The following is a 13,823-nucleotide window of genomic DNA, read 5'->3' on the forward strand; positions in this document are numbered from 1 at the left end:
ACTCACCACCATCACGCGCGGCGCCCAGGCATCCTTGCCCAGCGCCTGGCGCAGAGTGAGCATTTCCCGCAAGTCGCGAGCGGTCTCCTCGGCCAGCGGCAGGTCGCCCTTGCTGACCGCGAGCACATCCGCGATCTCCAGGATGCCGGCCTTGATGGCCTGCACGTCGTCACCCAGACCCGGCGGACAGACCACCACCCGCGTATCGGCCAGCGAGGCGATGGCCGTCTCCGACTGGCCGGCACCTACCGTCTCCACGATGATTCGGTCGAAGCCGGCCGCATCGAAGCAATCGACCGCCGCCCGCGCGGTACGCGACAGGCCGCCCGACTGGCCGCGCGCGGAGAGCGAGCGGATGAAGCAGTTCGGGTGAGCGCCGTGTTCGCCCATGCGGATGCGGTCGCCAAGCACGGCCCCCCCGGTGATGGGGCTCGACGGGTCCACCGCGATCACCGCCACGCGCAGGTCCCTGGCGAGCCACACGCCGAGCAGGGCGCTGACCAGCGTCGATTTGCCGCCGCCGGGCACGCCTGTGATGCCGACCACCAGCGCGCGTCCGGCATGAGAGGCGAGCAGCTCCGCGGTTTCCCGGCTCCCTGCGGCCCCGTCGTCGAGGTAGGTCAGCACGCGCGCGATGGCCCGTCGGTCGCCCGAGCGCACGCGGGTGAGCAAGGCTTGCCGGCCGGCTTCGAGCGACAGCATCAGACGACGATCAGCGGTTGCCCGAAGCCGAGATCGCGACGCAGCCGAGCGCAGATCTCCTCGTGGGTCAGCCCCGCGCGTGCGCCATCGACCACGGCGGCGAACAGGTTGGCTTGCGGGTCGTCTGCGGTGCGGGAGAGATGGTCGAGCGCCTTGTCGACTTCGGCCGTCGAGCGCGCGGCTTTCCACGCGGCGAAGTCGTCCAGGTGTCGCTGCATCACCGCCGGCTCGGGACGTTCGATGAACGGCCGCGCACTGGCATCTTCTTCCACCTGGTACGCATTGACGCCCACGACGACCTGCTCGCCGGACTCGATGCGCTGCTGGAAGCGCTGGGCCGAGGCGCCGATCATTCTTTGCACCAGCCCCGACTCGACGGCCTTGAACATGCCGCCGGCCTCATCGACCAGCGCGATGAGCGACAGGATCTTTTCTTCCATCTGGTCCGTCAGCGTCTCCACGTAGAACGAGCCGCCGAGCGGATCGATCACGTCGGTCAGGTGCGCTTCCTCGCGAAGGATGTTTTGCGTCGCCACCGCGATGCGCGCGCCGAACTCGCTCGGCGTGGCCAGCGCCTCGTCGTAGGCATCGGTGTGCAGCGACTGCAGGCCCCCGAAGATGCCGGCCATCGCCTGCACCGTGACGCGGGCGATGTTGTTGAGCGGCTGCTGGCGCGTCAGATCGACGCCCGAGGTCTGCCCATGGAACTTGAACCGGGCCGAGCGCGGGTCCTTCGCGCCGAGCCTTTCGCGGGCAACGCGAGACCAGATGCGGCGCCCGGCGCGGAACTTCGCCACCTCCTCGAAGAAATTGAGCGAGATGTCGAAGAAGAACGTGAAGCGCGGCAGGAAATCATCGGGCGCCATGCCGCGGGCGATGCAGTCTTCGGCGTTCTGGATGGCCGTGCACAGCGTGAAGGCCATGGCCTCGGCGGGTGTGGCCCCCGCCTGCTGCATGTGCTGGCCGACGACCGACATCGGGTTCCAGCGCGGCACGTGCTGCTTGCACCAGGCGATGTGGTCGAGCAGCACCCGGCGCGAGCCGGCCAGCGAGAGCCGGTAGAACATGTGGTTCGCGACGAAGTGCGAGAGGTAGTCGCTCTGGTTGGAGGTGCCGGTGATGCGCTTCCAATCCGTGCCGCTCCTCTCGGCCGCGATCAGCATGAAGGCCAGCAGCGTGAAGGGCGAGGGGTCGTTCATCGCGCACGACACTTCGCCCACGTCCACGCCCTGCAGGCTGCGCTGCATGTGCTCGGTGTTGTTGATGACCACGCCGCAGGTGCCGAGCAGTTCGGCATCGACCGAGCTCATGTCGTAGCCGCGATAGACGGAGTTGCACGGAATGAGCGAAACGGCCGTGGCGCCGTGGTCGATCAGGCCCAGCAGGCGGGCGTTGTAGTCGGCCGGCGTGCCCAGGCCGACCAGTTGACGCTGCGTCCAGGTGCGGCCCCGGTGCATGGTCGCGTAGATGCCGCGCGTGTAGTCGGGCTGGCCGGGGTAGCTCAGCGGGTCTTGTGCGCCGTACTGCGGCCAGTCGCGCGGCGTGTAGAGCGGCTGGATCGGAATGCCCGACACGTTTTCGATCGGGCGTTCGTCGGGAATCGACGCCCGGTACTCGGCTTCCCAGGCGGTGTGCGGGGAAGCCGGCGCGAGCCCTTCGGCAATCGATGGATGGAGCGGCTTGTTCATGATCAGTCTCCGTTCGCGACCTGCGCCGCGCCTTCGGTCCGCGCCTCGCGGGCGTAGTCGCGAATGCGCGCGGTGATGTCGTCCATCGTGCTGCCGGGGTGGAAGACCTGCCGCACGCCGCTCTCGAGCAGGTGCGCTTCCTCGTTGTCAGGAACGATGCCGCCCACGACGACGCGCACGTTGCCCAGCCCCGCCGCAACGAGCGCCCGGGTGAGCTTGGGAACGATGAGGTGGTCGGTCGCCAGCGAGGAGATGCCGATCACGTCGACGTCTTCTTCGAGTGCCAGCTTCACGACGGCGTCGATGCTTTGCCAGGGCGGCGTGTAGATCACCTCCATGCCCGCGTCGCGGCAGGCCGCGGCGACTATCCGGCTGCCCCGGTCGTGGCCGTCGAGCCCGATCTTCGTCACCAGCACCCGGGGCTTGAAGTCGTGTGAGGTCATGGTGCTTCCTTCACGGTTTGAACAGGCCGGTCTTCAGAAGGCGCACGAAGCGCCGGGCGATCTGCTCGGGGCTCAGGGCCCCGTCTTCGCTGAACCAGGTCTGGCTCCAGTTCAGGGCGCCCATCAGCATGAGGCGAAGGTCGCGTCGCGCGACGGAGCGGGGCAGTGGCAACTCATCGATCAGGGCGACGAAGCGCTGCTCGTACGAATCGCGCAGCAGCGTCAACTGCCCGGCAACCAGCGGCGCGTCGTCGGGCCGGATGCGGATCACGACGCGCGAGTAGTCGGTGCGGTCCAGCAGAGCCGAGAGGTGCGTGACGCAGGCGGCCTCGAGCCGTGTCCAGGGCTCGCGAAGCGGCAGGGTCGCGTCGTCGACCTTCACCGACAGGCGCCGAACGCCTTCGCGGTAGACGGCGACCAGGAGGTCTTCCTTGGTCTCGAAGTGGTAGTACAGCGAGCCGGGCAGCATGCCGACCGGCTCGACGATCTCGCGGACGGAGGCGGCGGCGAAGCCTCGCAGGGCGAAGACACGAGCGGCCTCGTCTAGCAGTTGGGGCAGCCGGTTGTGGGCACGGCGGGCACCCTTCACCGCATCGGGTGCGGGTTCCGGAGCAACCTCGACGCGAGCGAGCTTGGTCATCGCCGCTCTCCGATCTTTCGTTGATGGGCACCCTTTCCGGGTCGCTGCGCAAGGCACCGGCAAGGACAAACAAGACAAACACTTGTTTGGTCAACAGCATAGCATCGGTCCCTTGGCCTGGCGACTGCCGGGTTCGGCCCTGCCGCGGGTCAGCTCAGCCCAGAAGCTTCTTCGGCAACCACAAGGCGATCTCCGGATAGATGATCACCAGGGCCAGCCCGGTCAGTTGCAACAACACGAACGGAGCAATCCCTCGGTAGATGTGGCCGATCTTTACCTCGGGAGGTGCGATCCCCTTCATGTAAAACAAGGTGATGCCGAACGGCGGCGTGAGGTACGAGGTCTGAAGGTTCACCGCCAAAAGGATGGCGAACCAGGGCATCAGGTCCGCCGGGGACACGTGGCTGCCGAAGTCGAGCAACTCGATCATCGGCGCGAAGATCGGCAGAGCGATCAGCGTGATCTCCAGCCAGTCGAAAAAGAATCCCAGGAAGAACACCACTGCCATCAAAAGGATGAGCAGGCCCCAGGGGCCGAAGCCCATGCCTTCGACGAAACCCACGACCAGGAAATCACCGCCGAGCGCCCTGAAGACATAGGAAAACGCCGTGGCGCCGACGAAGATCAGGAAGAGCATCGCGTTCGTGAGCGCGGTTTCCTGCAAGGTCTGGTTAAGCAACCTGAAGGTCAGCTTGCCTTTGAAAAGTGCCAGCAGCGTCGCACCGAATGCGCCGACACCGGAGGCTTCGGTCGGAGTGGCCCATCCGAAGAGGATGGAGCCGAGCACGAGAAACACCAGGAAAAACACCGGAACGAAGCCGCGGGCGATGCACCAGAACAATTCGGAGGCCGAAGCCGGGCCGATGTCCCGCGACAAGGGAGGGGCCAGATGGGGCTTCAGGAAGGACAGCGTGCAGATGTATAGAAGGTAGAACAGCGCCAGCAGCAAGCCGGGAAGAACGGCGGCGACGAACAGGAACCCGACCGACGTGGCGAGCATGTCCGCCATGATGACCAGCATGATGCTCGGCGGAATCAGGATGCCCAGCGTGCCCGACGCCCCGATCGTTCCCGTGGCCAGTTCCTTGTTGTAACCCTGCGCCAGCATCGTCGGCAGTGCGAGCAGGGTCAGCATGATCACCGACGCGCCCACGATGCCGGTGGTCGCCGCCATGATGGTGCCCATCAGCGTGACCGAAAGGGCCAGCCCCCCTGGCACCCGCCGCAGCATCACCTGCAGGCAGAACAGCAGATCCTTGGCCGCGCCGCTCTTCTCGAGCATCGTGCCCATGAAGATGAACATCGGTATGGCCACCAGTACCGAGTTCGACGCGACACCGAAGATGCGCGAGGGAATGTTGAAGAACTGGATCAGCGGAAAGACATCCAGCAGATGGCCCCACACCCCGAAGAAGAGCGCAATCCCTCCAAGAACGAAACCGACCGGATACCCGGAGAAGAGCAGGACGCCTAGCGTCACGAACATCAGGACAGGGAGCAAATCGACGATGGGCATGGTTTTCGTTCGGGAGCGGGGCCGGCGAAAGCGGCCGTGTCGAATCGATCGCCACTGCCATGGACAAGATCTTCGTCAGAGCTTCTGCCGCTCCTCTGCCTCGGCGGCAGCAATCCGGGCATCGGGATCGCCGAACAGCGCGACCACCAGGCGGAGCAGCACAGCCGTGCCGGCCAACACCACCACGAAAAAGCCGAGCAGCATGACCGACTTGATCACCCACCAGTGCGAAAGGCCGCCGACATTCGGTGAGCCCTCGCCCTGCTCGAACGAAAGGCGCACGAAGTCGATCCCGAAATAAATCATCAACGCATAGAACGGCAGCAGGAACACCACGCAGCCAACCAGCTCGATCCAGTGCCGGGAGCGGGTCGAAAGGCGCTCACGAATGACATCGATGCGCACATGCGTGTTCGCGATGTAGCCGTATCCGAGGCACAGAAGAAACAGCGCGGCGTGCAGATGCCACTCCAGCTCCTGCATCATGGTCGAGCCTGTCGAGAAGAGCCGCCGGGAGGTGATGTCGGCAACGATCACAAGCATCAACACGAACCCTGCCCAGGCCGCGACACGGCCGGTTTTGACCGAGGTGCGCGCCAGCAGGGTGCTGAGGGTCAGCAGGAACTTCATGAAGAAGCGCGCCGTGCGATGCTTCGAGCGGCGGGCTCACGGTTCACCGGAGCTTGTCGAGGTCCTGCAGATCCTTCCAGACCTTGTAGTCCGTGCGAAAAGCCTGCATCGACTCCCACGCCTTCTTGAACCCCGGATTCTTGGCAGAGTATTCGGCCGCCACCTTCAGCCAGGCGGCATGAAGCTCGTTCAGATCTTCCTTGGCCCAGGTGCGGACGTCCACGCCCTTGGCCTGCAGCGCCTTGATCGCCTTCGACTGGGTTGCCTCGCCTTCGGCGATCAGTTGGCGGACGTTGTCTCCGCACACGATCTCGATCTGGGCCTGCTGCGTCTTCGACAGCCCGTCCCAGTTCTTCTTGTTGAGCATCAGGTCATAGAAAGTGGCGGGCTGATGCCAGCCGGGAAAGTAATAGAACTTCGCGACTTCGTGAAAGCCGAGCACCTGATCGACCGACGGTGCGGCGAACTCGGCAGCGTCGATGGTCCCCAGCTCGAGGGCCGGGTACACGTCTCCGCCTGGCAGCAACTGCGTCGAGACGCCGAACTTCTCTGCCACCGAGCCGCCCAATCCCAGGATGCGCATCTTCAGGCCCTTCAAGTCGGCAATCGACTTGACGTCCTTCTTGAACCATCCGGAAGCCTCGGGAACCATTCCTCCGCAGGGCATCGCATGAATGTTGTGCTTGTGATAAAGCTCCTCATACAGCTCTCGGCCGCCGCCGCTATAGAACCACGCCAGCAATTCGGGCCACTCCGGCCCGAAAGGAACGGCAGAGAAGATCGAGAAGGTCGGATCCTTGCCGTGCCAGTAAGCCGGCGTGCTCCAGCAAGCCTGAATCGCGCCGGAAGAGACCGAGTCGAAGCATTGCGGCGGCGCGACCAGCGCGCCGGGCTCATTGAAGCGGATCTGGATGTTTCCGCCGGAGACAAGCCGGACCTTGCGCTCAATTTCCTTGCCCATGGTTCCCGCCAGGGGCAACTTGGCGGGGAACCAGCTCTGCATGTTCCAGCGGACCGGCTTGTCCTCGGCCACTGCCTGCGGGGCAGCCAGCGCGGCGGCAATTGCGACCATCGTCAGAACCGCAAAGTGCTTCATTCCCGGAAAGGTCTTCATCGGAGTTCCTTGTGCCAGTGGTTGCCCAATGGACAACAGTATTGCCGGCGCCGGAAGGGGTCAAGCTATCGGTAACCCGATGCCGCAGGAAGTCGCCCCGAGGGTCGATGCTGCAGACCACGCACCTCACACCACCCTCGGTTACGACACCCCGATCAGACCGCGGCTGCAACGATGGGCAAGCGCTGCTTGTTCGCCTTGTGCGCATGCGAGTACTCGATGATCCGCGCCACCTCGTCTGCGGCGGCTGCGCCGTAGCGGCTACTGAGGAGGTGCAGCACTGCGTCGATGCACAAGGACACTCCGCCGCCCGTGATAACCGCCCCCGTGTCGACGACCAGGGCAGACACCGCCCGCACCTGCGGGTAGCGTCTCTGCAATTCCTGCAAGGGCGAAACCTCGGGCGGCACGACCTCCTTCTTGGTCGTCGCTTCACGGCCGTCCAGGGTGCCTGCGGCCGCCAGGATCATCGCCCCAGTGCAAACGGAGCAGATCGTCGCCTCGGGCGCCATTCGCTGAATGAACGCCAAGGTGCGTGCGTCCCGGCTGGCCTCAGGCCAGCCCGGACCCCCGGGCACCATCAGCACGTCCGCGGTGGTGCACTGGTCGTACGTGATGTCCGGCAGCACCCGCAGGCCGTTGGACATCTCGACCGGCTCCAGGCTGGCTGCCACCGTTTGGTAGGACACCTCGGGAATCACTCGCCGCGCCATCGAGACGACGCCGATTGCAGCAAGGTCGATGGGCTCGACGCCCTTGTAGAGAAGAAAGGTCAGTCGCACGGAATGTCTCGCTGTATCGACGGTCAACCACACCGTCGGAAGGCCTAGGGTAGTTGTCTACTGGACAACTTGATGCTAGCATTAAAGAACGAGTCGATCCATCGCCCGAAACCGCAACTCCACAGGAGACCTCCATGTCCTCAGCTTTCAAAGAGCGTTTGGCCGGCAAGCTCGAACCCACCCAGGGGGGTTCGACTTATGTCGATCCGTCACAGATGGAATGGCAGAAGTCGCAGTTCGACAAGATCCAGATGAAAGTCCTCTTCAAGGACGACGCTGTGGGCGAAATGACTGTTCTGCTCAAGTGGGAACCGGGCGCCGTTCTGCCCTTCCACAAGCATCCGGAGATCGAACAGAGCTACGTGCTGGAAGGATCCTTCTACGACCACGACGGCATTTGCCGCGCCGGACAGTACGTGTGGCGCAAACCGGGTTCGCTGCACGAGACCAAATCGGACGAAGGCTGCCTTCTGCTGGCCATCTACCGCAAGCCGAACATCTTCTTCAATTCCGCCGGGTTCGCAGCATCCAAGTGAGGCCGGTTTGGCCTACGTTGTCACGCAGGCATGCATTGCCTGCCGCTTCGGCGACTGCACTCAGGTCTGCCCGACGGGGGCTTTCCATGAGGGTCCCAACTTCGTCGCGATCAACCCGGCGACGTGTGCCAACTGCGGCCTGTGCGAACTGGCGTGTCCGGTGCAGGCGATTCGCGCCGACTGGGCGTTGACCGCAGAGGAAAGGGAGTACTTGGCACTCAATGCCGAGCTGGCCGCGCAATGGCCTGTCACGACGGCCACCGAGGCACTTGCGGGTGCCCAGGCGCAAGCGCTTGTTCCGGACAAGCGAGCGCTTCTCGTGATGCCTGGCTGAAACGCCGCTCAGGCCAGGTTGGCACCCAATCCCGCAGGGGAGTACATCACCACGAGGGCAGTCGCCGGCCCGGACAGGCTGTGCCCCTTGTGCGGGATCCTCGAGTCGAAGTGAATGGTGTCTCCCGGCTCCAGCATGTACTTCTCGGTGCCTACCTGCCACTCGATGCGGCCGGACAGCACGTGGATCAGTTCTTCTCCGTCATGCTGAAAGAAGACGAACTTGTCCACCTCGGCCGGGAATGAAAAGACAAACGGCTGGAGAGCACGGCCCTCCGTGGCGTTGGTAACGGCGAAGTAGTCGTATCCGAACGCACTGCCGCCCATGACCGTAGGCCGTTTCTCGGTGCGGCGAACGACGCTGACTCCACGCCATGGCGCAGCCTTGTCCTCGGACGACAGCATGCTGGAGGCTTCGATGCCCAGCACGTCCGCGATGCGGGCCAGGGTGCCAATGGGAGGAACCTTCTTGCCGTTTTCGATTCGGGAAAGGTAGCCCTTCCCGAAACCTGAGCGCTCCGATATCTGGGCCAGGGTGAATCCCGCTGCCAAGCGGTGCTGACGAATACGCTGCCCGAGTTGCTCTGGGACCAACCGGTCTTGCCGCTCATCGGCTGCGGCCTGCTTGGGTTCGGTGATTTGCTTCCTCATGTTGGCGGGATTCTAGGGAGGCCGTCCGTGTGATGAAGAGTCCCCTCAACTCGGCGCGCATCACGAGTGAGGCTATGCGCCCTACCCCGGGCCGTTGCTTACGTAGTTTCCGGCATGGTTCCCCCGAGCGAGGGTCTTAGCATGGCCCCGTCACTCAACGACTTGCTGAAACAGTTGGGCATCGATGCTGGCGATCCCGTTGCCAACGTGAGGCGGTTGATCGTCGACCCGGACAACACGATGATCCACGTCGCCGAGATCACGTATCGCGCCGATGTGATGTGTCTGGAGATCGACCTGATCGGCAGTGGATCCGATCCGCCGAGAACGAATGACGCTTCCACCGAGACAAAGCTCGGAACGCCCCATCCAACCTCGCCGCCGAGCGGCGCAATCGAAGGAGATCGAAGATGAATACTCGCAACATCCGTAGCCTCGACCACACCGAACCGTCGTCTCGCGCGGCTGAACGCCTCGCCGTGGGTGGCCGTTGGCGCACAGCGGTAGCGGCGCTCAGCCTGGGCGGCGGCGTCATGCTTGCGTCGCCGGTGGCCGCCGAGACGCTGACCTACATCATTCCCTTCCCGGCGGGCGGCGAGTCGGACGTCACGGCCCGGCTGCAAGAGCCGGTGATGAAGAAGGTTTCGGGCGACAACGTGGTGATCCAGTACAACGCCGGCGCCGGCGGCGCGAAGGCCTGGGCATCGCTCAACAGCATGCCGGCCGACGGCACGACGGTGATGGGCACGAATCTGCCGCACATCTTCCTGCAGCCGATGCAGAAGGACGTTGGCTACAAGACCGAGGATCTGGTCCACGTCGCGGTGTTTCAGCTCACGCCGGATGCCATCGTGGTGCCGGCCGACAGCCCCTACAAGACCCTCGCCGATCTGATCGCCGCTGCCAAGAAGCAGCCCGGCGCCGTCACGCTCTCGGGTAGCGGCACCAACACCGGCCCGCACCTCAGCGCCACCACGTTCAACAAGCTGGCCGGCATCAAGACCACCTACGTCCCTTTCTCCGGAACGGCAACGTCCGTGGTGGCCATGCTGGGCAAGCAGGTGAACGCATCCATGACCTTCACCACCGCCGCCATCCAGCAAGGCGACAAGGTCCGCGTGCTCGCCGTCGCGCTGGACGAGCGGCTGCCCAACCTGCCCGACGTGCCCACGTTCAAGGAGCTCGGCTTCGACATGGTCTCGGGCGTGTACCGCGGCGTGGCCGTGCCGAAGGCCACACCGGAAGCCAAGCGCAAGGAGCTCTCGGCGCTGTTCAGCAAGGTGAACCAGGATCCGGACTTCCGCAAGAAGATGGAAGAGGCGGGATACGTGCTCGTCGACATCGACTATGCCAAGGCGCCGGCCTTCATGGCGGAACAAAGCAAGGAGTACGAAGCGGCGGCGCGCGAGGTCGGGCTGCTGAAGTGACGGGTCGTCGGGCCTGAAACAGAAGGAGCCGCGTCCATGCAGCTGTTCGATACTTTCTTGGCGGCGCTGTCGTGGCAGAACCTGTTTCTGGCCCTGATCGGTGTGGCTGCCGGCACCGCCATCGGGGCGTTGCCGGGCCTCACGGCGACCATGGCGGTGGCGGTGCTGGTGCCCTTCACCTTCACGATGGAGCCGGCGCCGGCGCTCATCATGCTGGGCGCCATCTACACCGGCGCCATCTACGGCGGGGCGTACTCGGCCATCCTGCTCAACACGCCGGGCACGCCGTCGGCCGTGGCCACCACCTTCGACGGCTTTCCGATGGCCAAACGGGGCGACGGCGACCTGGCGATCACGGTGAGCTGCATCGCCTCGGTTTTCGGCGGCCTGATCGGCGGGCTCGCGCTGCTGATGCTGGCGCCACCGCTGGCCGAAGTGGCCCTGGCGTTCGGGCCGATCGAGTACTTCTGGCTGGCCATCCTGGGCCTCACCTTGGTCGCGGCGCTGTCGGGCGGCGACTGGGTCAAGGGCCTCGTCGGCGCGTGCATCGGCCTGATGATGTCGATGATGGGCTCGGCGGTGATCGGCGGCGACATCCGCTACACGATGGATTCGACCATCCTGCTGTCGGGCATCGGCGTGATCCCGGCATTGATCGGCCTGTTCTGCATTCCCGTGCTGATCGACCTGGTGGCCACGAAGGAAGAGCACCTGCGCATCGAGGGCAAGGTGGCCAGCTACCGGCTGGGTGAAGCGATCCGCATCTCGCTGGCGAACAAGCTGAATCTCGCGCGAAGCTCGGTCATTGGCACGGTGATCGGCGTGCTGCCGGGCGCGGGCGGCTCGATCGCCGCGCTGATCGCCTACTCCGAGGCCCGGCGCGCCTCCAAGTCGGCCGAGACCTTCGGCCACGGCAACCCGGGCGGCCTCATCGCCAGTGAATCGTCCAACAACGCCACCGTCGGGGGCGGCTTCATTCCCACGCTGGTGCTCGGCATTCCGGGAACGCCGGCCGACGCGGTGGTGCTCGGCGCGCTGCTCGTGCAAGGGGTGAAAACGGGGCCCTCCCTGTTCACCGAGCAGAGCGACATCGTCTACACCTTCATGTTCGGTTTGCTCATCGCGACCGTGCTGATGCTGCCGGTCGGCCTCGTCCTCGGCCGCTATGCCTACAGCTCGATCATCGCGGTGCCCAAGGCGATCCTGGTGCCGGCCATTGCGCTGCTCACCGTGATCGGCAGCTACGCGATCCACGGCAACATCGACGACGTGATCGTGATGTTCGGCGTCGGCATCGTCGGCTGGATGCTCGGCCGCTTCGGGTACTCGGCGGCGCCGATCGTGCTCGGCCTGATCCTCGGGCCGCTGGCCGAACAAGGTTTCGTTCAGGCCTGGATGATCGGCTCGGCCACCGACAACCTGCTGGGCATGTTCTTCGGGCGTCCCATCTCGATCGCGATCATCGCGATCGCTGTCCTGACACTGATGTACCCGGTGATTGCCCGCCGCAAGAAAAAAAGGAAGCTACGCAATGAGCTCACGTCGCAAGAGTGATGCCGGTGCGGCGCTGATGGCGGCGCTGATCGCCGCGGTCGCCGCGGTGATGCTGTGGAAAGCCAACGAGTTCTCGCAGTTCGGTTCGATCTTTCCGCGTGTGACGGGCGGCGCCATGCTGCTCGGCAGCCTGTTCGTCCTGGGGCGCACTCTGCTCGGGAAGGGACCCGATGACGCGAAGGGCTCGTCGAGCGGGCTGCTGAGCAGCCTGGCACTGATGGTCGTCATGCTGGTCTGGATCCTGATGCTCGAAGTCGCAGGCTTCACGCTCGCGAGTTGGGTCGGCTTCGTCGCGCTGGCCCTCATTGCCGGCGGCGAGCGGCCGTCGCTGCGCAAAGCGGCCCTCTATGCCGTCGTCGGCCTGGTCCTGGTGATGGCTCTGCAGCTCCTGTTCCAGCAGGTTCTCGGTGTGCGGCTGCCGGCGGGCGTGCTGTTGCCTGCGCTGAAGTTCTGAGGCCGGCGAGACCGCACCCCGTGTTCCGACTGAAGTCCGTCAACGCGCATGTGCTGCGAGCCCCCGTTGCCACACCGGTGCAAACCTCCTTCGGTCTGATGACCGACCGGCCGATGGTCTTGGTGCAGGCGGTCGATGAGGACGGTTTCACCGGCTGGGGCGAGGTCTGGTGCAACTTTCCGCAGGTGGGCGCCGAGCACCGTGCGCGCCTGGTCGATCACGTGCTTTCGCCCCTGGCCTGCGGCGAAGCCATCGAGGACGCCCCAGCACTGTTCGACAAGCTGACCCAGCGCACCGAAGTCCTGGCCCTGCAATGCGGCGAGCCCGGCCCCTTTGCCCAAGCCATCGCCGGTGTCGACATCGCCGTATGGGACTGTATTGCGCGCCGGCGCAAGTTGCCGCTATGGCGTCTGTTGGGCGGGCGCACGGCGAACATCGGCGTCTACGCCAGCGGCCTCAACCCGACCGATCCCCAGCGCCTTGCGGCCGAGCGTCAGCGCGAGGGCTACACGGCCTTCAAGCAGAAGATCGGCTTCGGTCGAGAGCGCGATCTCGGCAACCTGACGGCGCTGCGCGAAACGCTGGGCGATGCGGCCTCGCTGATGGCCGACGCCAACCAGGCCTTGCGGCTCGACGAGGCATTGGCATACCTGCCCCTGCTGGCACCCTACGCACTGAGCTGGCTGGAGGAACCCTTGCGGGCCGACCGCCCGTGGTCGGAATGGCAACAGCTACAGGCGCTGGGCGCCGTGCCTCTGGCGGCGGGCGAGAACCTGGCCGGCCGCGACGCCTTCCAGGCCGCGCTGGCTGCCGGCGCGATCGACGTGGTGCAGCCAGACATGGCCAAGTGGGGCGGCTTCAGCGCTTGCCGACCGCTCGTCTCGCTCATTGAGGCGGCGGGCAAGCGCTTTTGTCCGCACTTTCTCGGCGGCGGCATCGGGCTGCTGGCCTCGGCGCACCTTCTGACCACCGGCAACGGCACGGGTCTGCTGGAGATCGACGCCAACCCGAACCCGCTGAGAAGCCTGCTGGCCGGGCCGCTGAACACCATCCGCAACGGCCGGGCCGATCTCGGCGAAGCGCCGGGCCTGGGCGTCGAGGTCGATCTGGGCGCGCTCGGGCCGTTCCGGGTTGCGTATCGCTACGCTTGAGCGACAGCCGTAGGGCGCCACAGTAGTTGCTCTGGCGCGCAAGCGCTGACAGGACAAAGCGAGGCTCGCGCCGCAAGGCGCATCAGGGTCCTGCATGAGTTGCTGCGCCTGGCCTACGCCATGACTAGGGCCTGTTAACACAACCGCAGTCCATCCGCGATCAGCGCGAAGCTGATGAAGCCGAGGAACATCACATCGAGCT

General features: G+C 65.1%; 16 protein-coding genes. 7 read left to right on the plus strand and 9 right to left on the minus strand.

The window, feature by feature from the left end:
* The 8 genes from meaB to H0W38_RS05760 form a co-directional block, all read right to left on the minus strand.
* Positions 1 to 702 (minus strand): methylmalonyl Co-A mutase-associated GTPase MeaB (gene meaB, locus H0W38_RS05725; protein ID WP_292452030.1); only part of this gene is annotated, 702 nt, incomplete at its 3' end.
* Positions 702 to 2,390, minus strand: coding sequence for a methylmalonyl-CoA mutase (locus tag H0W38_RS05730; protein ID WP_292452032.1), 1,689 nt, complete (start codon positions 2,388 to 2,390; stop codon positions 702 to 704). The genes meaB and H0W38_RS05730, both read right to left, overlap by 1 nt.
* 2 nt (positions 2,391 to 2,392) lie before the next feature.
* Positions 2,393 to 2,833, minus strand: a complete 441-nt coding sequence (locus H0W38_RS05735) for a cobalamin-dependent protein (RefSeq protein ID WP_292452034.1) — start codon at positions 2,831 to 2,833, stop codon at positions 2,393 to 2,395.
* Between the two features lie 10 nt (positions 2,834 to 2,843).
* Positions 2,844 to 3,473 carry a TetR/AcrR family transcriptional regulator gene (locus tag H0W38_RS05740; RefSeq protein WP_292452036.1) on the minus strand — a complete coding sequence of 210 codons (630 nt, stop codon included), beginning with the start codon at positions 3,471 to 3,473 and terminating at the stop codon, positions 2,844 to 2,846.
* A gap of 154 nt (positions 3,474 to 3,627) precedes the next feature.
* The gene (locus tag H0W38_RS05745; RefSeq protein ID WP_292452038.1) at positions 3,628 to 4,989 is read right to left on the minus strand and encodes a TRAP transporter large permease subunit; all 1,362 of its coding nucleotides are present in this window, start codon (positions 4,987 to 4,989) and stop codon (positions 3,628 to 3,630) included.
* Between the two features lie 75 nt (positions 4,990 to 5,064).
* On the minus strand, positions 5,065 to 5,619 hold the full coding sequence (locus H0W38_RS05750; protein WP_292452040.1) for a TRAP transporter small permease subunit: 555 nt from the start codon (positions 5,617 to 5,619) through the stop codon (positions 5,065 to 5,067).
* A gap of 43 nt (positions 5,620 to 5,662) precedes the next feature.
* Entirely contained in the window at positions 5,663 to 6,652 is a 990-nt protein-coding gene (locus H0W38_RS05755) for a TRAP transporter substrate-binding protein (protein ID WP_292452042.1), read from the minus strand.
* A 236-nt stretch (positions 6,653 to 6,888) separates the two neighbouring features.
* Positions 6,889 to 7,515: a DJ-1/PfpI family protein gene (locus tag H0W38_RS05760; RefSeq protein ID WP_292452044.1), complete on the minus strand. Its 627-nt coding sequence runs from the start codon at positions 7,513 to 7,515 to the stop codon at positions 6,889 to 6,891.
* A gap of 134 nt (positions 7,516 to 7,649) precedes the next feature.
* Here H0W38_RS05760 and H0W38_RS05765 point away from each other — a divergent pair, with 134 nt between their 5' ends.
* Positions 7,650 to 8,051, plus strand: a complete 402-nt coding sequence (locus H0W38_RS05765; protein WP_292452046.1) for a cupin domain-containing protein — start codon at positions 7,650 to 7,652, stop codon at positions 8,049 to 8,051.
* A gap of 7 nt (positions 8,052 to 8,058) precedes the next feature.
* The gene (locus tag H0W38_RS05770; RefSeq protein WP_292452047.1) at positions 8,059 to 8,385 is read left to right on the plus strand and encodes a ferredoxin family protein; all 327 of its coding nucleotides are present in this window, start codon (positions 8,059 to 8,061) and stop codon (positions 8,383 to 8,385) included.
* 8 nt (positions 8,386 to 8,393) lie between these two features.
* On the opposite strand, the gene H0W38_RS05775 is transcribed toward H0W38_RS05770, so the two are convergent.
* Positions 8,394 to 9,035, minus strand: a complete 642-nt coding sequence (locus tag H0W38_RS05775) for an XRE family transcriptional regulator (protein ID WP_292452049.1) — start codon at positions 9,033 to 9,035, stop codon at positions 8,394 to 8,396.
* 141 nt (positions 9,036 to 9,176) lie between these two features.
* Here H0W38_RS05775 and H0W38_RS05780 point away from each other — a divergent pair, with 141 nt between their 5' ends.
* The 5 genes from H0W38_RS05780 to H0W38_RS05800 are packed head-to-tail and all read left to right on the plus strand — an operon-like array spanning position 9,177 to position 13,621.
* Positions 9,177 to 9,449 carry a hypothetical protein gene (locus H0W38_RS05780; protein WP_292452050.1) on the plus strand — a complete coding sequence of 91 codons (273 nt, stop codon included), beginning with the start codon at positions 9,177 to 9,179 and terminating at the stop codon, positions 9,447 to 9,449.
* Positions 9,446 to 10,462: a tripartite tricarboxylate transporter substrate binding protein gene (locus H0W38_RS05785; protein ID WP_292452052.1), complete on the plus strand. Its 1,017-nt coding sequence runs from the start codon at positions 9,446 to 9,448 to the stop codon at positions 10,460 to 10,462. Before H0W38_RS05780 ends, H0W38_RS05785 begins: the two co-directional genes overlap by 4 nt.
* Before the next feature lie 36 nt (positions 10,463 to 10,498).
* Entirely contained in the window at positions 10,499 to 12,016 is a 1,518-nt protein-coding gene (locus tag H0W38_RS05790; RefSeq protein WP_292452053.1) for a tripartite tricarboxylate transporter permease, read from the plus strand.
* Positions 12,017 to 12,032: 16 nt separating this feature from the next.
* Positions 12,033 to 12,470 carry a tripartite tricarboxylate transporter TctB family protein gene (locus H0W38_RS05795; protein ID WP_292452054.1) on the plus strand — a complete coding sequence of 146 codons (438 nt, stop codon included), beginning with the start codon at positions 12,033 to 12,035 and terminating at the stop codon, positions 12,468 to 12,470.
* 20 nt (positions 12,471 to 12,490) lie between these two features.
* Positions 12,491 to 13,621 (plus strand): mandelate racemase/muconate lactonizing enzyme family protein, encoded by a 1,131-nt coding sequence (locus H0W38_RS05800; RefSeq protein ID WP_292452055.1) that lies wholly within the window; start codon positions 12,491 to 12,493, stop codon positions 13,619 to 13,621.
* Positions 13,622 to 13,823: the final 202 nt, after the last annotated feature.

Source organism: Methylibium sp., assembly GCF_013817365.1.
Taxonomy (GTDB): Bacteria; Pseudomonadota; Gammaproteobacteria; order Burkholderiales; family Burkholderiaceae_C; genus Methylibium.